The organism is Xanthomonas hortorum, assembly GCF_024339125.1.
Classification (GTDB): Bacteria; Pseudomonadota; Gammaproteobacteria; order Xanthomonadales; family Xanthomonadaceae; genus Xanthomonas; species Xanthomonas hortorum.
In genome coordinates this window covers 5111433-5132266 of sequence record NZ_CP101417.1, presented here as the reverse complement: position 1 = coordinate 5132266, position 20834 = coordinate 5111433, and the positions used below count along the sequence as shown (strand labels likewise).

The 20834-nt window shown below is 63.7% G+C and carries 17 protein-coding genes; 11 read left to right on the top strand and 6 right to left on the bottom strand.

The features are described 5' to 3' along the window. Positions 1-4 precede the first annotated feature (4 nt). Genes NMB96_RS22130 through NMB96_RS22110 form a run of 5 tightly spaced genes read left to right on the top strand, consistent with a single transcriptional unit; the run spans position 5 to position 3959 of the window. Positions 5-1087 carry a potassium channel family protein gene (locus NMB96_RS22130; RefSeq protein ID WP_023904669.1) on the top strand — a complete coding sequence of 361 codons (1083 nt, stop codon included), beginning with the start codon at positions 5-7 and terminating at the stop codon, positions 1085-1087. Further along, on the top strand, positions 1084-1761 hold the full coding sequence (locus tag NMB96_RS22125) for a YjfK family protein (protein ID WP_043889341.1): 678 nt from the start codon (positions 1084-1086) through the stop codon (positions 1759-1761). The genes NMB96_RS22130 and NMB96_RS22125 overlap by 4 nt, the downstream gene beginning before the upstream one ends. A 37-nt stretch (positions 1762-1798) precedes the next feature. Next, a complete protein-coding gene (locus NMB96_RS22120; RefSeq protein WP_023904667.1) occupies positions 1799-2203 on the top strand; it encodes a DUF350 domain-containing protein in 405 nt (134 codons plus the stop codon). A gap of 12 nt (positions 2204-2215) precedes the next feature. Further along, on the top strand, positions 2216-2791 hold the full coding sequence (locus tag NMB96_RS22115) for a DUF1190 domain-containing protein (protein ID WP_023904666.1): 576 nt from the start codon (positions 2216-2218) through the stop codon (positions 2789-2791). A 1-nt stretch (position 2792) separates the two neighbouring features. Then, the gene (locus NMB96_RS22110) at positions 2793-3959 is read left to right on the top strand and encodes a glutathionylspermidine synthase family protein (RefSeq protein WP_255085729.1); all 1167 of its coding nucleotides are present in this window, start codon (positions 2793-2795) and stop codon (positions 3957-3959) included. Positions 3960-4342: 383 nt separating this feature from the next. Here the strand turns inward: NMB96_RS22110 and NMB96_RS22105 are convergent, their stop codons facing one another. Continuing rightward, positions 4343-5713, bottom strand: a complete 1371-nt coding sequence (locus NMB96_RS22105) for an MFS transporter (protein WP_255087005.1) — start codon at positions 5711-5713, stop codon at positions 4343-4345. A 112-nt stretch (positions 5714-5825) separates the two neighbouring features. Here NMB96_RS22105 and soxR point away from each other — a divergent pair, with 112 nt between their 5' ends. Beyond that, positions 5826-6272, top strand: a complete 447-nt coding sequence (soxR, locus tag NMB96_RS22100; protein ID WP_255087003.1) for a redox-sensitive transcriptional activator SoxR — start codon at positions 5826-5828, stop codon at positions 6270-6272. 592 nt (positions 6273-6864) lie between these two features. Next, on the top strand, positions 6865-8871 hold the full coding sequence (locus NMB96_RS22095; protein WP_255085728.1) for a M1 family metallopeptidase: 2007 nt from the start codon (positions 6865-6867) through the stop codon (positions 8869-8871). Here the strand turns inward: NMB96_RS22095 and NMB96_RS22090 are convergent. After that, the gene (locus NMB96_RS22090; protein ID WP_152025570.1) at positions 8868-9221 is read right to left on the bottom strand and encodes a hypothetical protein; all 354 of its coding nucleotides are present in this window, start codon (positions 9219-9221) and stop codon (positions 8868-8870) included. The two genes, NMB96_RS22095 and NMB96_RS22090, sit on opposite strands and share 4 nt — an antisense overlap. Before the next feature lie 445 nt (positions 9222-9666). Between NMB96_RS22090 and NMB96_RS22085 the strand changes: the two genes are divergently transcribed. From NMB96_RS22085 to NMB96_RS22070, 4 genes are all read left to right on the top strand, one after another. Beyond that, entirely contained in the window at positions 9667-12825 is a 3159-nt protein-coding gene (locus tag NMB96_RS22085) for a TonB-dependent receptor (RefSeq protein WP_255085727.1), read from the top strand. A gap of 462 nt (positions 12826-13287) precedes the next feature. Next, positions 13288-14049 carry a SapC family protein gene (locus tag NMB96_RS22080; protein WP_255085725.1) on the top strand — a complete coding sequence of 254 codons (762 nt, stop codon included), beginning with the start codon at positions 13288-13290 and terminating at the stop codon, positions 14047-14049. 4 nt (positions 14050-14053) lie between these two features. Beyond that, positions 14054-15103, top strand: a complete 1050-nt coding sequence (locus NMB96_RS22075) for a cupin-like domain-containing protein (protein WP_255085724.1) — start codon at positions 14054-14056, stop codon at positions 15101-15103. A 40-nt stretch (positions 15104-15143) separates the two neighbouring features. Continuing rightward, positions 15144-16661, top strand: coding sequence for a tryptophan halogenase family protein (locus NMB96_RS22070; RefSeq protein WP_255085723.1), 1518 nt, complete (start codon positions 15144-15146; stop codon positions 16659-16661). Between the two features lie 15 nt (positions 16662-16676). On the opposite strand, the gene NMB96_RS22065 is transcribed toward NMB96_RS22070, so the two are convergent. From NMB96_RS22065 to NMB96_RS22050, 4 genes are all read right to left on the bottom strand, one after another. Then, on the bottom strand, positions 16677-17684 hold the full coding sequence (locus tag NMB96_RS22065) for an MBL fold metallo-hydrolase (RefSeq protein WP_255085722.1): 1008 nt from the start codon (positions 17682-17684) through the stop codon (positions 16677-16679). A gap of 58 nt (positions 17685-17742) precedes the next feature. Further along, positions 17743-18506, bottom strand: a protein-coding gene (locus tag NMB96_RS22060; protein WP_095574585.1) for an IS5 family transposase whose coding sequence is annotated in 2 segments (ribosomal slippage) — positions 17743-18191 and positions 18191-18506 — 765 coding nt in all. Because the reading frame shifts where the segments join, the coding sequence is not laid out codon by codon here. Positions 18507-18588: 82 nt separating this feature from the next. Continuing rightward, complete coding sequence (locus tag NMB96_RS22055; protein WP_023904652.1) at positions 18589-18993, bottom strand: hypothetical protein; 405 nt, start codon at positions 18991-18993, stop codon at positions 18589-18591. A gap of 127 nt (positions 18994-19120) precedes the next feature. Next, a complete protein-coding gene (locus tag NMB96_RS22050) occupies positions 19121-20518 on the bottom strand; it encodes a trypsin-like serine peptidase (protein ID WP_023904651.1) in 1398 nt (465 codons plus the stop codon). Positions 20519-20834: the final 316 nt, after the last annotated feature.

The window sequence follows — 20834 nt, the reverse complement described above, 5'->3', positions numbered from 1 at the left end:
CGCCATGATCATTGTCGGACGGTTGTTCCGGGTACTGCGGCGCCATGTGCGCCGCGTCAGCTGGGGCCTGGTGGCGCTGGCGCTGCTGGCCCACATGGGCGTGAGTTGGGCGTTGTTGTTGATGGCTGGCGAGCACAAGCTCGTCGGCCTGGACGCGTTTCCGTACTACTACATGACCACCGCCACCACCATCGGCTATGGCGACCTGTCGCCGGGCTCGGTGGCCGGGCGCTATATCGCCGCGTTCGTGTTGATGCCGGGCGCGGTGGCGCTGTTCGCCACGGTGCTGGCCAAGACCAGCGGCGTGCTCATCACTTTCTGGAGGCGCCACTACATGGGCAAGATGGCTTACGCCGATCTGCGCGGGCACACCATCCTGATCGGCTGGCAGGGCGCCGCCTCCGCGCGTTTGCTGGAACTGTTGCTCTCGGACACCGCCACCGACGACGAAGGCGTGGTGCTGATCGCCGAGGGCGTGGCCGAGAACCCGATGCCAGACCACATGCGCTTCATCGCCGCCGAGTCGTATACGCACACGGACGTGTATCTGCGTGCGGGCATCGCGGGCGCGGCGCGGGTGATCGTCAATCCGCCATCCGACGATCAGACCCTGGCGGCAGTGTTCGCGCTGATGGCGCATGCGCCGCGTGCGCACATCGTGGCGCACTTCGATTCGGGCAGCGCCGCGCGGCTGGTCAATTGCCACTATCCGGCCATCGAATGCACCCGCCCGATGACCGCCGAGATCCTGGCGCGCGCTGCGCAAGATCCCGGCAGCGCTGCGATCACTGCCGAATTGTTGTCGGTGGACGATGGCCCCACCCAGTTCAGTCTTGCGGTTCCGGCCGATGTAGGCCCGCTGGATTACCGCGTCGTGGCGGCCGACTTCAGCCAGCGCGGCGCCTTGTTACTGGGTCTGCGCGCGCCCGATGGTGCGTTGCGGTTGAACCCGCCCGCACACACCGCTGTGGCGGCCGGTGCCATGCTGTATTACCTGGCCGAGCAGCGCGTGCCTGCGCACGCCATCGCATGGCACGCCCTGCGCACTGCCGCCGTTCCCCATTCCCCATCGCCACAAGGTGCATGACGATGAGTTTTTTCAGCAAGTTGTTCGGTCAACCACAACCGCCAGCGGCGCCCACCTCCGGCACCGGCGCGATCGGCCACACGCTGCCGCTGGGCTTGCGTGTGGGTGGCCAGGTGGAGATCGACACCACCCTGTATCGCATGGCGCCGGAGGTCATGACCGCCGAGCTGCCGGGCGGGCATCAAGGCATCCCGTGCTATGGCCACGTCAATCTGGGCGATGGCTATTCCCTGCATCGGTTCTACCTGGACGATGATGCGTTCTTGCAGGTCACCACCGTGGGCGGCGATCTGGAAGCGATGAAGGCGTTTGTGTATTGCGAGACGGTCAATCCGCCCAGCAAGCAGGCGTTTCAGGAGTTCGTGATGCAGCATCCGCATCTGGGTGCGGCGCAGATCGACTACGCCGGCAAACGTTGGGAGCGCGCCACCCAGTCCACCGACGATGCCGCGCGGATCCCCCCGATCGCCTACGACGAAGTGCTGTACCGCTATCAGCCGCCGCGTCGCGATGGCGATCTGACCCATTACGCCATGCTCTACAGCCGTGATGTGCCGGAGCTGCAGCGCGAGGAATTCCTGCTGGTCACCGGCGAGGATTCCGGCCCCAACGAATTCTGCGTCACCTACGCGGTCGGCATCGATGTCACCGTCGCCGATCTGGATATCACCTGAGCGTGCGCGCTCGTCTTCCACTTACCTTGGTCCTGTCATGAACCCGATCAACCTGCAGAGTTTTCTCGCGTTTGTTTCCTACTTCGGCACCGGCCTGGGCGTGTTGATCGTCGCGGTGGTGCTGGTGACCCTGGTCACCCCGCACAAGGATTTCACCTTGCTGCGGCAGGGCAACGTGGCTGCGGCCACCGCACTGGCCGGCAACTTCATCGGTGTGGCATTGCCGCTGCATTCGGCCATCACCCATTCGGTGAGCCTGGTCGATGCGCTGATCTGGGGCGCGGTCGCCTGCGGGATTCAGATCGTGGCGTATCTGCTGGCCAACGTGGTGGCCGGGCGCATCTCGCGGCAGATCACCGACAACGTTGCTGCGGCGGGCATCTTTTCGGCTGGCGTGTCGATCGCGGTCGGGCTGATCAATGCTGCGGCGATCACGCCGTAACGGAGTACAGGCATGAAGCGCTCACGCAATCTCAAGCTCACCTTGATGGCCGCCTTGCCGGCCGCCCTCGTCACCGGTTGTGGTTCTGAACCAGAGACAGGTGTGGTGCTGCAGTCGGCCTCCGACTGCTACCAGATCAAGCAGGAACAGACCGACATCCAGCAATGCCTCAAGGCCTATGACGAGGCGGTGGCCAAGCATCAGCAGGCTGCGCCGCGCTTCAATTCGCGCTACGAGTGCGATGCGCAGTTCGGCAGCTGCACCGAAGTGCAGGGTCAGACCCAGGGCCAGCACAGCTGGATTCCGCCGATGGGCGGCTTCCTGCTCGGCTACGCGCTGGGCAACATGAGCGGCGGCGGTTACCGCTACGGCGGCGCGATGCCGCTGTATCGCGATTACCGCAGCGGCGGTTACTACAAACCCAATGGCGATCTGGCCAGCAACCGTATCGGCACCGTGCGCGGGCGCAGTGGCGCCATCGACATGCCGTCGCGTGCGATCACCGTCTCGCGCTCGGGTTTCGGGTCCAGTGCGGCGGCGCGCAGTTCGTTCGGCAGCGGCGGGCGCAGCTCCGGGTACGGCGGCTGACATGCAACGGATCGAAATTGCAGAACGTACCGATTGGCGCGACCAGGCCGAGTCGCTTGGCTTCCATTTCCACACCATCGACGGCGAACCGTATTGGGACGAAAGCGCGTATTACGCGTTCTCGCTGCGCCAGATCGAGGACGACATCGAGGCGCCCACCCAGGACCTGCACGATATGGCGATGCAGCTGGTGGACGAGGTGGTGGGCTCGGAACAACTGATGACGCAGCTGGCGATCCCGCCGTTCTACTGGGACTGGATCGCCAACTCGTGGAAGAACCGTGACCCGCATCTGTACGGCCGCATGGATCTGGCGTATGCCGGCGACGGCCCGGCCAAGTTGTACGAACTCAATTACGACACGCCGACCTCGCTGTACGAATCGGCGTATTTCCAGTGGTTGTGGCTGGAGCAACAGATCGCCGCCGGCGTGCTGCCCAAGGGCACCGACCAGTACAACCTGATCCAGGACCTGCTGTGCGAAACCCTGGGCGCGCTGGCGGTGGAGGGTGCAATCGGGCCGCAGATGCATTTTTCGGCAGTGCGCGATTCGCTGGAGGATCGCGCCACGGTGCGGTATCTGCGCGATTGCGCGCACCAGGTGGGCATCAGCACCGAGGAAGTGGCCATCGAAGATATCGGCCTGAGCGCCGATGGCTGGTTCACCGATGAGCAGGACCGGGTGATACACACGCTGTTCAAGCTCTACCCGCTGGAATTCATGATGGAAGAGCGCTTCGGGCCGGCATTGATTGCCAACCGCGTGCGCCTGATCGAGCCGGCATGGAAATCGGTGCTGAGCAACAAGGGCATCCTGCCGCTGCTGTGGGAGCGGCATCAAGGCCATCCCAACCTGCTGCCTGCACGCTTTGCGCAAGCCGGCGAAGCACCGGCTGCAGGTTGGGTGCGCAAGCCGCTGCTCTCGCGCGAGGGCGCCAATATCTCTCTGGTCACCGCACAGGGCGATGCTGCGCAGACCGATGGGCCGTATGTGGATGGGCCGGCGATTTTGCAGGCGCACCATCCGTTACCGGTGTTCGATGGGCGGCATGCGCTGGTGGGCAGTTGGGTGGTGGCCGATCGCCCCGCCGGGCTGGGCATGCGCGACGACGATGGCCCGATCACCCGCGATACCTCGCGCTTCGTACCGCACGTGATCGTGGATTGATGCAGTAGTGAGTGCGCATCGCCACCGCAAGGTGGCGGTGTTGCGTGTTGCGATTGCCTCACCTGTGGCCGTTGGTGAGGTTCGCCGGTTACGTGGCTGCACGTTGCGCAATGGTCCCGCCCTGCACAGCGCAGACAACGCGCTTCATCGCCTTACACACGCCTTGGTTGCGCGCAAGCCCTTCACTGCAGGCCGAGCAGTGCAAGTTTTCCACACCCCCTGTGGATGGAAGTTGCACAAGGTTGTGGACAAGTGAGCGCAGGCCCCGGCCTGCAACGCTGTCAAGATGGGTGGCGAAAAAATGACCAGCCGATGGCGGCGATGGTTTTCCAGTCGAGATTTGAACGATCCCGACAGGATCGGCAAAGCCGGCTGCACAGCCATCACACCCGCCGCGCCACGAAAAAGCTCGCCACCGCCAGCAGCCACGCCAACGCGAACACGCTCAGGTATGCGGCCAACGTCGCGGAAGCCAGCAGCGCGGCGAACAACGCGCCTGCCAGCGCCAGCATGCCGGCCACCGCAATGGCTTCGCTCAATTGCAGCGCCGAGCTGTTGGCGCCTTGTTGTGCCGGTGGCGACAACGACAATGTCAACACCGACAGGCTGGGATACAGCAGGCCCATGCCCAGGCCTGCCAGCGCCCAGCCGGAAATCGCCACCGGCACCGGGATGACCGGCCACACCGCCCCCGCACTGATCACGATGCCCAGCGACATGAAGGACGCACCGGTCTTGAGCAGGCGTGGGCGCGACCAGCCGGCGCGGCTATGGCCCTGATACCACGAGCCACTGAACCACCCTAGAGCACCCACGCTGAGCGCCACGCCGGCCAGCAGCGGCGAGAGGCCGCGTTCGCGCGATAGTAGCAACGGCAGAAACGCCTCGAATCCGAAGAAGGCCGCCGCCGCAATGCCGCGCAGCGCGATCACGCTGGGCAGGCCACGCGCCAGCCGCAGCGTGCCGGCCGGTAACAGGTGCCAGGCGCAGAACAGCGTGAGCAATAGCGCTGGCGTCATCGCAAGCAACGCCAGCGCGCCGTGCAGCTGCCCGCCCAGATACACGCCGAGCACGCCCAAGGCCGCACCGATCGCCCAGCCGAACGCGGCGTTGGAGTCGACGGACGGTTCGCCCGACCATGCGCGCCCGCGGATGGCCGGCCACAACATCAGCCCGGCCGGAATCGCCAGCAACGGCACCGACAGAAACACCCAGCGCCAACCGACATGCTGCACGATCAGCCCGCTGATGCCTGGCCCGATCAACGAGGGCACCACCCAGCCGGCCGAAAACGCGGCAAACACGCGCGGCCGCAACGCTTCCGGATACAGCCGCCCGACGATGACATACAGCGCCACCGAATACGCGCCGGCACCCAGGCCTTGCAGCAAGCGCCCTGCGATGAGTAGCGGCATGCTCGGCGCCAACCCGGCGATCAACAGCCCGATCACAAAGCACAGCAGTCCCACACCCAGCGCGCCGCCCGGGCCGCGTCGGTCGCTCCAGCGCCCGGCGGCGGTCATGCCGACCACGCTGGTCGCCAAGGTGCCGCCGAAGGCCAGCGCGTACAGCGGCAGCCCGTTCAATTCGCGCGCCACGGTCGGCATGGCGGCGGCAACCGCCAGCGATTCGAAGGCATTGAGCGATACCAGCGCGACCATGCCCAGCGTTGCGGCGCGATACGGCGCGGCGAGAATGGAAGTGGGTTGCGTGGCGCCGAGTGGCGTGGCGGGCGTGGTGATTGCGGTAGGCATGTCGGTGGGCATCGAAGATCCAGGAACGAGCGTGAGCACAGCCATGACATCGGTACTTGCACCGGTCATGGCCGCGCAGCATCCTGCCTCAACCAAGGTTGAGGTCAAGGCAATGCAGCGTGAGTTGTCCGTGGGCGAAGTGGCCAAGCGCAGTGGCGTGGCGGTGTCGGCATTGCATTTCTACGAGCGCAAGGGCTTGATCCGCAGCCTGCGCACCACAGGCAACCAACGCCGTTATGCGCGCGATGTGTTGCGGCGGATTGCGGTGATCCGCGTGGCGCAGCGGCTTGGCGTGCCCTTGCAGCAGGTGCTGGAGGCGTTCTCGGTGTTGCCGGAGCAGCGCACGCCCACACGTGCGGAGTGGGCGCTTATGTCGGCGCGCTGGCGCGGGCAACTGGATGCGCGCATTAGCGAACTACAGGCGCTGCGCGACCAGCTTACCGACTGCATCGGCTGCGGGTGTCTGTCGTTGCGCCGCTGCCGGCTGAGCAATCCGGGCGACACCCTGGGCCACGACGGTGAGGGGGCTTTGCGACTGGGCAGCTTGATTGCGGAATAAGAGTGGCTAACAAAACGTAGCGAGCGGGCGCCTGGCGGTGAGTCTGGTGTTGTCGGCCGCGTCTTGGTGGATGCCGTCAGAAGTCCAGGTCAAACGCTGAGTGGATCGAGGGCGCGGCGCCCTCGCCGCTCGCGGGACAAGCCGTGAACCCGTCCCTGGGTGCTCGGTGGCGGCATCCATGCCGCCACACGGTCCCGCAATCGGTGAGGACACCGCACCAGAGAGTGAGTCGGCTGCTTTGTTGAAAACATGCACACCGACCATCTCCCCTGGTCCTTGCCCGCCCACTGTCGCGGGACCTTACGCGGCATGGATGCCGCGTAAGAGCCTACATGGACGTACTTGCGGCGTGTCCCGCGATGGTGGGCGGGCAAGGGCCCTGCAGCTAATCACCAGACCAGCCGCTCTGCGGTAGGCAGGCGTGGGTTGGTTTTGGTAGCCGCTCTCAGCATCACCGGCATGGCCGTCGCGCAGATCGTCGAGCGGAGCGCTGCTGCCGCGGAATCGTGTAGCGCCATCCGGGACCAATGGCATTCCCGCGCGCGGCGAGGCGCGCCGTAGGATGGGAGTCCCCCACGCCGCAGGATTTCGCATGACCCCCACCGTGCGCCGATCACTTACCGTTGCACTGTCACTGGCGTGCGTTGCCGCGCCCGCACTTGCCGCTCCCGCACCAGCCAGTTCCGCAACCGCAGCACCCGCTCCGGCCAGCCCTTTCGATCCGCTGGCCTTGTTCGCGCCACTGCAATTGCCCGATGCACCCAACGCCTACCGCAGCGGCAGCGGCGTACCCGGCCCGCTGTTCTGGCAGAACCGTGCGGATTACGACCTAAAGGCCAGCATCGACCCGGCGACCCACACGCTCACCGGCGAGGCGGCGATTCGCTACACCAACCGCAGCCCCGACACGCTGGGCGTGCTGTGGCTGCAGCTGGACCAGAACATCTACCGCGCCGATGCACGCGCTGCCGCCAGCCGGCCATCGCGCCGCACCCAGTTCACCGACGGCATGCAGATCGCCAGCATCGAGATCGACGATGGCGGGCGCCGCCAGCCGGCCCACTTCGTCGTCGACGACACCCGTCTGCGCGTGGACCTGCCGCAGCCGCTGGCCGGGCAGGGCAAGGCGCTGACCGTGCATATCCGCTACCGCTACACGATTCCCGGTACCTGGGGCGGGCGTACCGCGTTCAGTGCCAGCAAGCAGGGCGAGATCTACGAGATTGCGCAGTGGTATCCGCGAATGGCGGTGTATGACGATCTGCGCGGCTGGGACACGCAGCCGTATCTGGGCTCGGAGTTCTATCTGGAATACGGCAACTTCGACTACGCGGTGACCGTGCCGGAAGGCTTTCTGGTCGCCGGCTCTGGCGCGCTGACCAATCCGGCCGAGGTGCTCAGCCGCACCGAGCAGCAACGTTTGGAGCAGGCCCGCGGCAGCGATCGCACTGTGCTGATCCGCACGCCTGCCGAGGTGACTGCACGTGCGGCCAAGCCGACGGGTAAGGGCACCCAGACCTGGCGCTTCCATATGGACAACACACGTGACGTGGCATTTGCTGCATCGCTTGCGTTCGTCTGGGATGCCGCACGCATCAAGCTGCCGGGCGGCAAACAATCGCTGGCGATGTCGGTGTATCCGCTGGAAGGTGTGGGCGCGGACAAGTGGAACCGCTCCACCGAATACGTCAAAGGTGCGATTGAACATTTCTCGCAGTGGTACCCGTATCCGTGGCCGGCCGCGATCAATCTGGGCGGTTATGGCGCGGGTATGGAGTATCCGGGCATCGTTTTCGATGGTTTCGAAGACAGCGGCAAGGAGTTGTTCTGGATCACCGCGCACGAGATCGGCCACACCTGGTTCCCGATGATCGTCGGCTCCAACGAGCGGCGGCATGCGTTCATGGATGAAGGCTTCAATACCTTTATCGACGTCTATGCATCGGATGCCTTCAACAAGGGCGAATACGCGCCCAAGCGCGATTCGGAATATGCGCCCAAGGGTGGCAACCCGGTCGACGAAATCCTGCCGTTGCTGGCCGACACCAGCGCGCCAACGCTGATGGACAACGCCGATTCCACCAGCGAGACCTACCGCCATTCGTTGACCTACTTCAAAGGTGCGTTGGGGTTGGTGCTGTTGCGCGAGCAGATCCTGGGGCCGGAACGGTTCGATCCGGCTTTTCGCAAGTACATCGCCACCTGGGCCTACAAGCATCCCACGCCGTCGGATTTCTTCCGGCTGATGGAAAGCGAGAGCGGCGAAGATCTGGCCTGGTGGTGGCGCGGTTGGTATCTCAACAACTGGCAGCTGGATATGGGCATCAGCGAGGCGCATTACGTGGATCACGATCCTGCCAAGGGCGTACAACTCACACTGCGCAGCAGCCAGAAACTGGTGATGCCGGCCACCGTGCGCGTGGAGCTGGCCGACGGCAGCCACCTCGACCGTCGCGTGCCGGTGGAAACCTGGCTGCAGAACACCGCGCCCACGCTGACGCTGCCGACCACACAGAAAGTGCTGCATGTGAGACTGGATCCGGATCACGTGTTGCCCGATGCACAGCGGGGCGACAACCAGCTGGACGTGATCGGCTAGCGGCGCCGACGCAATCGTCCGCGCTGCAACGGCGCGGATGAGCGAAGTGCAGCACACGACAGAGGCATGCCGAATAACGGCGCAATCGATTTCAGCGATTGCGCCGTTTTTTGTATCTGCTTGCATGGCCATCGACGCTGCGCATTGCTGTAGCGGATGTGCTCGCATGGTTGCGCGATGGTGTCGCCTTGCAGCGTCAACAAGGCTGTTTTTCCGCGCTTGCGTAGTGCGATCGCAATAACACTTTGCGCAACTTCTGACAGCGGCGTTGTGGCGATCATCGCCCCGGCCTGAAGCGCGAATATCAAAGCGCAATCACTGCAGCCGCTGCTGATAACGCTTACAGCCACGGCAGGTCTGCGTATGCCGTACGGGCTCAAGCGCGCGTGTTGTTGAGTGTCTGGATGTGTCACCACGTGTTTGTTGCAACGCAGGGTGACAAGCACCGACACGCATGACTAGTCTGCGCCGCGTGGTAGCGCTATCACGCTTGATGGAGCGGTAGCAGCCGATTGAACGCCGTGGCGCACAGGGGCTGCGGCGGCAATAGATCCAAGGGTAGGGAAGGCAGTCGCACGTGCTGTACAGATCGTCGCAGGCAGCGTCCGTCATGGACGTGGCACGCGCACGGTTGGCATCAGGGGGATCCGCCGTTGGTTCGATGCGGGGGATCAGATGACGTTCTGCAACGGAAGGTATGTCGCGTGCCGTACAAGGCGCGTGGCCAGACAATCGCCGCGTCGCATTCCGCGACTACGGCCGTGGGTGTTGGACTCCAGACCCGAGGATAGATCGATGCGTCGTACGTTGAGCAATTTCAAGTCCAAGGCCATGTTTACCTTCGTCGGTGGCCTGTTGGTCATCAATCCGGCCTTTGCGCAGGACGTTCCCGCGCCGCCAGTGCCGCCGCCGCAATCCAGCGCGCAAACCGCCACCACGCTCGATGCGGTCAACGTGACCGGCATTCGCAGCAGCCTGGATCAATCGATGGGCATCAAGCGCGATGCCGCCGGCGTGGTGGATGCGATCAGTGCCGAAGACATCGGCAAATTTCCCGATACCAATCTGGCCGAGTCGTTGCAACGCATCACCGGTATCTCGATCGAACGCCGCGATGGCGAAGGCGCGCAGGTCACCGCGCGCGGCTTCGGCCCGCAGTTCAATACGGTCACGCTCAACGGCCGGCTGATTCCCGGTGCCGACGCATTCGGCGCGCCGGGGCAGACGCCGATCGGCGGCGTGGATGTGGGCACGCGCGCCTTCAACTTCGCCCAGCTCGCCTCCGAAGCCATCACCGGGATCGAGGTCTACAAGACCAGCCGCGCCACCGCGCCCAGCGGCGGTATCGGCGCCACCATCAATATCCAGACCGACAAGCCGTTCAATCACTCCGGTGTGGTGGCCAATGCCGGCGCCAAGATGGTGTCCGACCGTTCGCAGCCGTTCGGCGATTCGTTGACACCGGAAGTGTCGGGTATTTTCAGCTATACCAATCCCGACAAGACCTTCGGGATCGGCTTGAGCGGTAGTTATCAAAAGCGCCATGGCGGCTCGGTGCAGGCCACCGAAAACACCTGGAACATCCAGCGCTGGACCGGGACCGACCCGGCGCTGCGCCCGGATGCGGTGGTGACCAACGCACCGGCGATCGGCCAGCTGTACGGCATGCCCAACGACCTGCGTTATGCGTTCGCCGACTTCCAGCGCGAGCGCACGAACGGCCAGGCAGTGGTGCAGTTCGCACCCAGCGACAGCCTGACCTTGACCCTGGATTACACCTATTCGTCCAACGAGATCCGCGAAGAGCGCGGCGAGCAGGGCATCTGGTTGCAACGCGCCAACAGCTTCACCGATCTGACCTTCGATACCGGCCAGGCGGTGGCAACGCCGATCTATCTGCGCGATGTGCCCAACGGTGCCAAGGACTTCGGCATGGAGCAGCAGCGCAACGAGCAGAAGTACACGCTGGGTTCGCTGGGGTTCAATGCCGATTGGCAGGTGAGCGACCGCTTCCAGTTGTCGTTCGATGCGCATAACTCGAAAACCAAGAGCATGCCCAACGACCCGGTCACCGGCGGCAGTGCCACCTACTTCAGCTTCGCCGGCACCAACAACTGCGTCAACGGCCCGTCCTGCGGCGGTCAATGGGGGCAGGAGCTGTCGTTCAACAATTCCTTGCCGATCGGCGCACGCACCTGGTATCCCACCGCTGCCGATTCCCTGGCTGGCACCAACGGTGTGGTCAACCCCGATTTCACCCCCGCCGAGCTCGGCTCGCAGGTGCTGCGTATCTACTATCAATCGCAGGTGACCGAGATCAAGGAAGGGCGCATGGATGGCACCTTCGACTTCGACGACGGCCGCTTTCAGTTCGGCGTGAGCAGCGCCAACACCACCATGAACCGGCTCACCAGCGACACCAACTCCACGCTTGGCGACTGGAGTGTGGCCAATGCCGGCAACGAGCCCGGCATGCAGGCGTTGCTGCGGCCGGTGAGCATCACCGGCATGTTCAAGGATTTCAACGCCAACGGTGCGGCGCCCAATGCCTGGCGGGGCGATGCCGATCAGCTGGCCCTGTGGGGTGGCAGCCAGTACGGCGCCACCACCCGCTACAACCCGAACTACAGCGCCGACAACCAGGTGGAGGAGAAGACCCGCGCCGCCTACGTGCAGCTGGAACTGAAGGGCGATATCTCCGGCATGACCACCAACACACGGCTGGGCTTGCGTTACGAGCGCACCGATGTGGAATCCACCTCGCAGGTGGCCACGCCCACTGCATTGCTCTGGCAGGCCAACAACGACTTCCAGTTGTTGCGCTCCACCGAGCTGCAGCCCTTCAGCGAAAAGACCAGCTACAACTACATCCTGCCCAATCTCGACTTCAGCATCGACATCACCGATCAGCTGAAAGGACGCGCCTCGTTTGGCCAGACCATCGCGCGTGCGCCCTACAACAATCTGATCGCCGGGCCAACGCCGAATACACCGAGCGGTTCGATCCTGATCAACCCCTCCACCCGTGCCTCCGGCAGCTCGCAGAGCCCGACGCTGGATCCGCTGGAATCGGACAACCTGGATCTGGCGCTGGAATGGTATTTCGCCGACGCCAGCTATGTGTCGGCCACATTCTGGAACAAGCGCGTCAGCAACTTCATCGGCAACACGGTGTCGCGCGAATCCCTGTACGGATTGACTGATCCCACCTCGGGGCCGGATGCGCAATCGGCCCTGGCCTTCCTGCAGAGCGGTGCCTGCGCTGCACAGGTTGGCGCCTCCGGCAACGACGTTGCGGCCGCCTGCTCGGCCAACGACACCTCGCTGTTCGCGGCGATGGCGTTGTTGCGCAACGCCGCGGCCACCGGTGGATTGGCCGCCTATAACGGCAGCTCCGCGCAGAGCCTGGCCCTGGAGAATGCGTACGACATTGTCGGCAATGCCTCCGATCCGTTGTATCAATTCGATGTGTCGCGGCCAGTCAACCAGAACAAGGCCAACATCCATGGCTGGGAGCTGGGCGGGCAGTACTTCTTCGGCAGCAGCGGTTTTGGTATCTACGCCAACTACACCATCGTCGAAGGCGATGTGGGCTTCGACAACACCGTGATCGATCGCGACCAGTTCGCCTTGCTCGGTTTGAGCGACACTGCCAACGCCATGCTGATGTACGAAAAGTACGGTTGGAGCGCGCGTCTAGCCTGGAACTGGCGTGACGAGTATCTGATCGCGGCAAACCAGGATGGCGCCAACCGCAATCCTTACTACGTCGAGGCCTACCAGCAATGGGACCTGAGCCTGAGTTACAGCTTCAGCAAGCAGCTGTCGGTGGGCTTTGAGGCGATCAACCTGACCGGCGAAGACGTGCGTTGGCATGGGCGTTCGGACAAGCAGATGATCCGCCTGATCGACCAGCAACCGCGTTACACGCTGGGTGTGCGTTATGCGTTTTGAGAGCCACTGACAAGCGGCTGCGCACACCTTCAGGTGGGCGCGGGCCGGTGTGCGGCGGGTGGCAGATACCCACCTAGATGCTGCTCAGGGCGCGCCTTTCGTGCGCTCTGATAGCCGCCGCGCATTGGCGTCGGTTGGCTGCTCCGCGCAGGTGGGTTGAGTCGTGATGTCTGCGCAGCCACTGATCCGGCTGGCGGCCGCGACCGCACTGCCAGGCTGGATGCCCAGACGCATCCGCTGCGATCGCCGATACGCAAACTGCCGCCAGCACGATGATGTCCGTGTCATCGCCGCGACGCTGGTTGTGCAGACCTGCTACCAATGCTGCTGTGCTGCTGTGCCGCTTGCCGGTCTGCTGCTTTTTGGCAATGCTCGACACCAGCAGGCACGATATGTCGCCGCATGACCGACTCATGTCCCCGTAATGCGGTGATCCATTGCGGATGGCCGCTGGAGTTCTAGATGACGCGATACGCAGTGCTCAACAACGTGGCGCATCACGACATCCGCGTCATCCTGCGCTTTGGCGCCGAGTTCGGCGACGCGCTCGGTCTGGTGCCGGCCTTCGTCACCGAATTCGCCGAGCTGCAACGCGAATATCCGCTGTTTTTTCGCAAGGATCCTGCCACCGGCGCCTACCAAGCGGTGGCGCTGCTGGGCTTTGCACAGGACGAGAATCTGTTTCTGCAGGACGGGCGCTGGACTGCCAGTTACCTGCCGGGCATCGTCGCCAAGGGGCCGTTCCTGATCGGTTTCCAGGAGCAACGCATCGACGGTGCCCTGGTGCAGGAGCCGGTGATCCATATCGACCTGGAGCACCCGCGCGTCAGCCGCGACGAGGGCGAAGCAGTGTTTCTGCCGCAGGGCGGTCATAGCCCGTATCTGGAGCACATCATCAGCGTGCTGCGTGGCATTCGCGACGGCGTGGACGCGGGCCAGGCGATGGCGGCCGCCTTCGATGCGCTGGGTCTGATCCAGCCGGTGCAGCTGGACGTGACGCTGGATGCCAACCACGCCACCCATCTGCAAGGTCTGTTCGCCATCGACCGCGAGCGGCTCGCCGCGCTCGATGCGCAAGCGCTGCATCAACTGCATCAGGCCGGTTATCTGGAAGGCGCATTCTTGATGCTGGCATCGCTACATAACGTGCGTCGGCTGATGGCAGAGAAGCAACGTCGCCTGCAACACATGCAGGCCGCGCCCGCTGCTGAAGCGTATGCCTGAGCGCATGGCTGTGAGCGCCTCCATCATGTCGTCAACTGCCGCAATCGCGCCCATCGCAGAGCGTACAGACTGCCGACCTGACACATTGCCACTTACTGCACTTTGCGCCGCCGCCGAACCAGTGGTAGTGCGTGGCATCGCACGCGACTGGTCACTGGTGCAAGCCGGGCTGCGCAGCCCCCACGAGGCGATGGCGGTGCTGCGCGCGCACGACAGCGGACATGTCTTGCAGTATTCCCATGGCGGCCCGGAAATCGCCAGCCGGCCGTTTTACACCGACGACTGCAGTGCGCTGAATTTCGACGTGCAACGTGGCACGCTGAGCACCTTGCTGGAGGCCATCGCCGCGCATCGCGATGACCCACAGCCGCCCACGTATTATCTGGCGTCGTTGCCGGTCGACAACCACTTGCCTGGCCTGCGCGCCAGCAACGATCTGGATTTCGCCGCCAGCGGCATCGCCGTGCAGCCCAGCATCTGGATCGGCAATCGCGTCATCGCTTCGTGTCATTACGATGCGCCCAACAACCTGGCGTGCTGCGCGGTGGGGCAGCGCCGCTTTACGCTGTTTCCGCCGGAGCAGGTGGCCAATCTGTATCCCGGCCCGCTGGATCCCACGCCGGGCGGGCAGGTGGTGAGCATGGTGGATATCGCCAACCCGGATCTGCAGCGTTATCCGCGATTTGCCGCTGCGCTGGCGCATGCGCGCACCACCGTGCTGGAACCGGGCGATGCGTTGTTCATTCCCAGCATGTGGTGGCACCACGTGCAATCGCTGCAGCCGTTCAACGTGCTGGTCAACTACTGGTGGAGCAACGCACCCGCGCAGTTGCCGGCGCCGATGCCTGCGCTGTATCACGCGCTATGGGCGATTCGCGACCGGCCCGCGTCCGAAAAAGACGCCTGGCGCGCATTGTTCGATTACTACGTATTCGGTCCTGCCGAGCTTGCTGGCGAACACCTGCCCGAACAGGCGCGACACGCGTTGGGCCCGATCGACCCGATCCTCGCGCGACAGCTACGCGCGATGCTGATCGGCAAGCTCAATCGCTGATGGTCCATACCGCCTCAAATCCATCCCACAGGAGTGCGCAGTGACCCAGGCCCCGATTCGCAAGGTCGTTATCGTCGGTGGCGGCACTGCCGGCTGGATCGCTGCCTGCGCGCTATCGCACCAGTTCCGCGAGCTGCTCGAGATCACCCTGGTCGAGTCCGAGCAGATCGGCACCGTGGGCGTGGGCGAGTCCACGGTGCCGCCGATCCGTACCTTTCATCGCTTCCTGCAGATCGACGAGCAGGAGTTTCTGCGCGCAGTGGCCGGCACCTTCAAATTGTCGATCTCCTTCGAGCATTGGCGTCGCCAGGGCGAGCGCTATATCCATCCGTTCGGCATCACCGGGCAAAGTACGCTGGTGTGCGCCTTTCACCATCTATGGCTGGAAAGTCAGCGGCGTGGCATGCCTGGCACGTTCGGCGATTACTGTCTGGAAACCGTGGCCTCGCGTGTGGATCGCTTCGCACTGTTGCGCGAGCCTGCGGTCAATTACGCCTACCATCTCGACGCGGCGTTGTATGCCAAGTTTCTGCGCGCACGCAGCGAAGCGTTTGGCGTCAAGCGCATCGAAGGCAAGATCCAGCAAGTGACCCTGCAACCGGACAGCGGGGACGTCGCCACGCTGGTGCTGGAAGACGGGCAGGTCCTCGATGGCGATCTGTTTATCGATTGCAGCGGTTTTCGCGGCTTGCTGATCGAGCAGGCGTTGCACACCGGTTACGAAGACTGGAGCCACTGGTTGCCGTGCGACCGCGCGGTGGCGGTGCAGACAGAAGCCGTCGGTCCGCCGGTGCCATACACCCGCGCCATCGCGCACGAGGCCGGCTGGCGCTGGCATATCCCGCTGCAGCATCGTGTCGGCAACGGCCTGGTGTTTTCAAGCCGCCATCTCTCCGATGACGAAGCCCACGCCAAGCTGCTGCGCGACGCCGCCGCGCCTGCGCTCAAGGATCCCTGGCTGGTGCCGTTCCGCACCGGCCGCCGGCGCAAGGCCTGGAACAAGAATGTGGTGTCGCTGGGCCTGGCCAGCGGCTTTATCGAACCGCTGGAATCCACCAGCATCCATCTCACCATCGCCGCCGTGGTGCGCCTGATCACCTTGTTCCCCGCAGACGGCATCGCACCCTCGCAGGTGCAACTGTTCAACGACATCAGCCGCGCCGAAATGGAACACGTGCGCGACTTCATCATCCTGCATTACCACGCCACCCAGCGCGACGAACCGCTATGGCGCCAATGCCGTGAGATGGAACTGCCCGAATCGCTTGCCTTGCGCCTACGCGCCTGGCGCGAACGCGCGCATGCCTGGCAAGGCGCCGATGAATTGTTTCGCGTCGACTCCTGGACCCACGTGTTGATGGGGCAGGGCATCATCCCTGCGCAGCATCACCCGCTGGCGCGCGCAATGTCCGATCGCGATCTGCATCGCCTGCTGGACGGCATCGCGCAGCCGATCCAGCGCGCTGTGGAACAGATGCCATCGCAGCAGGCGTTTATCGATGCGTACTGCAAAGCTGGCGCAAGCGCGTGGGGGCTGCGCAGCCCGGTGGTGGCGTAGTGCCCATCTGGCCAGCTACAACCGCATCAAATCCTTGCCGACCACGATCGGCCCCGCATAGTGCTTGCGCGCGCCCTCGCTCCACATCGCATCGGTGATTGTCGGGTCGCCGCCGGGGACGAAGTGATTGAGCACGAGCATCTTTGCGCCGGCCGCTGATGCGATCTTGCCCACTTCCTCGCTGGTGGAATGGCTCTTGAGCAGATGGTCGAGCAAGGTCGGCGCGTTATCGTTGGTCTTGAGCATCTTTTCCAGCGCCGGCAGATACATCACCTCATGCACCAGGATGTTGGTGTCTTTTGCGAACTCGGCCAACGCGGGCAGATAGCGCGTATCGCCGGAGAACACCACCGTGCGGTCGCGCGCCGCGAAGCGGTACGCAAATGCAGGCTTGAGCGTGTAGTGATCCACCAGTGTGGCGGTGACGGTCACCTGTTCGTTCTGCAGCACCGTGCCGGGTTGGTCGAACTCGTGCACCTGGATCAGCTGCTTGAACGGTGGGCGGCCTTCCTCACGAATGCGCGCATCGATGTCGATGGCATTCATCTCGACAAACGCATCCACCATCCTCGCGATACCGGGCGGGCCATACAGATGCACCGGCGTCTGCAGTCCGCTTGCCCATGCCAGCCAAACCACATTGAGCAGGTCGGCGTTGTGATCGGAGTGGTGATGGGTCAGGAAAATGTCGCGCAACGCAGGCAGGCGGATGCCGGCTTTGGCCAGTTGCTGCGCAACCCCGTTGCCACAATCGATCAGGTAGGGCTGCCCGTCGATGACCAGCGCATTGGCAGCTGCCGCGCGCAGAGGGGAGGGCGTCGGGCCGCCCTTGGTGCCGAGCAGGACCAGCACGCTGCCGCTGGCCGGGAACGGCGCTGGCGAGAGCGGATCCGATGACAAATCTGCATCCTTCTGCCCGCCGCGGATTGCAGCACCCAGCTGGCTTGCCATGCTCAGCGTGCCCGCAGCCAGCGCGATGCGCAGCACCTGGCGACGGGAACGGCGTGTAGAAGGTGCGGGCATTGCGGCTCCTGTCGACGCATCGAGTAAGTGTGTTGGCGCCGTATCAGACTAGGGCCTGTTAACACATCCGAAGCCCATCAACGACTAGGACGAAGCTGAGGAATCCAAGGAACATGACATCTAGCTTCTCGAAGCGCGAGAAAATCCGGCGGTAGCCTTTCAAGCGACGGAACAGTCTCTCTACTTCGTTGCGCCGCTTGTACATCTCCCGGTTGTATTCCCAAGGCTCGACCCGATTGGATTTCGGTGGAACCACCGGAACGAAGCCAAGATCGAGCGCCAACTGGCGGGTTTCGTTGCCTTCATAAGCACGGTCCATCAACAAATGAATCGGCCGCTCCACTGGCCCGAGGTGTTCAAGCAACGCGCGGCCTGCAGGTGCGTCATGCACGTTGCCAGGCGTCAATCCAAAGGTGATGGCTGTTCGAGCATCTGCGGCAACCATATGAATCTTGGTGTTCCATCCACCGCGGGACTTGCCGACGGCCTGCGGGCCGTTTTTTTTAATGCACCCGTGCCATCGGGATGGACCTTGACGCTGGTGGAGTCCAGCGAGACTGCTTCGATTTTGATGCGCACGATCTGGGACTTCTGCAATTGGGCGAACATCCGGTCCAGCACACCCGCCTTGGCCCAACGGTTCATGCGTGTGTAGACCGTATGCCAGTTGCCAAAGCGCTTGGGTAGGCCGCGCCATTTGCAGCCATGCTCGGCAACGTAAAGGATGGCGTTGACCACTTGCAGGTTGGTCATGCTGACATTGCCGCGCTGCGCCGGCAGGCAGTGTTCGATCAGAGAAAATTGTGCTGGCGTGATCTCCATGCTCAATAGTTTAATCGCTCGGGCCATTAGTGTTAACAGGCCCTAGCGCGAGCCCGTCAGGCGTGCGACGACGCAAGACAAGTCAGAGTGTTTGCGCAATGAACTCGCTCAGTGCAGGCGAACGATAGAAGCCCATGCATTGCGCAAAGATCCTGTTGAACGGGCCTCGCCGCGCTTCGTCCTTCATCGGCACTTCGGCGCGATAGAAGTCCGCCGTCTGCTCGGCGACATAGCGATGCAGGCGGTCGGTGGCGCCGGCCTTGGCATTGTCCAGCGCATAGGTCGTCAGCAGATACGAGCGATCGCGGAGCTGATCGGAAGCATATTTGCCGCTACGCGCATAGTTGTTGTCCAGGCACAGCTGCAGCGCGTATGCCTTGACCTCTTCACGATTGGCGGGCTTGCCGGCTGCGCTGGCGGTGACCTGCAGCGACAAGGTCGCCAGTGCAAGTGCGGCGATGAGAGAACGATTGCGTTGAACGGGCATGCCGATCCAGGTGAAGGACGAGCTGCCAAGTCTGCATCATCAAGCCGATGCAGATGAAGTGCTGCACGCACGCCAAGCGCAGTTGCACGTGGCAGGCGAGACACCGCCTGCCACGTGCAGCAACCGCTTACGGGCCGAAGTAGGTGGAGATGCTGGAATACACGTCCGAGAAGCGCGAGTAGTAGTCGGGATCGGTCTGCGCGCTGCAGAACGAGTAGCCGCCATACAGGCCGCCGCGCAGCTGGTACGCACCACCGCTGGCGACGGTGAACAGGCCCGAGCCGGACGAGCCGCCTTCGGTCACGCCATCGTTCCAGACCACGCGGTACAGCGGGCTCTTGCCGTCGATGGAGGTGCTCAGCCCATTCACGCTGCCCAGCGAATACTTCTTGACGTCGCCGGCTGGGTGATGGATGCCGACAATCGCGGTACCGGTCGCACCGATCGCCGCGCTGTTCCAGGCCGCGTAGAACGCGCCGCTCGGCGGTGCGGTCTTCAGTTCCAGCAACGCGGTGTCACGGGTGGTATTGGCGTGCCGCAGGAACGCACCGCCGGTCAATGTGGTCGCCTGCGAGCTGGCGGTGTTGCCGTTGCAGCTGGCCGCATCGTAGAACCAGTAAGTCTGCAGCGAGTTGGCAACGGTCTGCGTGCTGATGCAGTGCGCCGCAGTCCAGAACAGATTGCGCTTGGGCGAGTTGGTGTTATTGAGCAGGGTGCCGGTGCAGTAGAACGAGCCTTCGCTGGTGGTGAACACCATCCGCGCCACCGCTTTTGCCGCACTGGTGAAGCCGGCGGTGGGGTTGGCACGGCAGACGATATCGTTCTGGCAGGAATCGCTCTCGCCAATGGCAATGGTCATCATGTCGCGCGCGCTGGCGGTGGGGCTGATATCCAGATGCGACAGCTGCGGAATGCTCAGGCTGAAGTTCTCCGGATACTGGCCGGCCGGCAGCGAAAGTTCAACCAACAGGTTTTCGCCACTGACGGTCGGCGACCAGCCGATGTCGCTACCGCTGGTAACGAAGCTTGCACCGGATTGCTCGAACACGCGGCCGTCGTCGCCGGCAAAGCGCAGCGTCACCTTGGACGGATCGCCAGGCGTTGCGCCGGCACCGCGCAGGGTCAACGATGCACGCAGGGACGCCGCCTGTGCAGAGCTGACCTTCAGGGTTGCAACACGCGATCCATCATTGGCCATCTGCCAATCGAGGGTACGCAGATTCACCAAAGGCTTGGCAACCGCGCGCGAAAAACCGATCTGCAAAGGCTGCCCATGTTTGACCTGTGCAATGCGGCGCTCACGCACGCGGCCGATCTCGGTGCTGGTGGGCGCAGTGAGTTGCACCACGCGCGTGGGCAGGATCCCGCCACGCAGACTTGCCGATTGCAATGTTGCCGCGCCAAGTTTGGCCGCTTGCGGCGCAGTGCTCACCGGCGCTGCGTCCATCTCGGTCGGCGGCGCTGCCAGTGCGGAGCCGGAAAGGGCAGAAAACAGCGCCAGGTACAACGCATTCTTGCGATTCATGGGTAGTCCTTACTCGTCAGGGAACGACAGGCTGCGGCGGGGGCCGCAGCGTGCGGGCGCCATCAGTGGCGCCGAACGAGACTAGAGAATGTTTACATCTGAATATGTGCTGAAAATCTCGTTCAGAGGTCGACAATCGAGAAAAATATGATCGCTTTCGGGAGCGTCGCTCCGTTTCATCACGCACGCACCGTGTGACGCGACGCGCCTGAAAGGTGTCATCGACCTGGTGTGGTAAACGAGGCATGCACAAGCATCCAGCGCGGCGCGGCAGCGCAAGGCAAATAGCGTGCAGACCCATGCGCGCTGCACGACC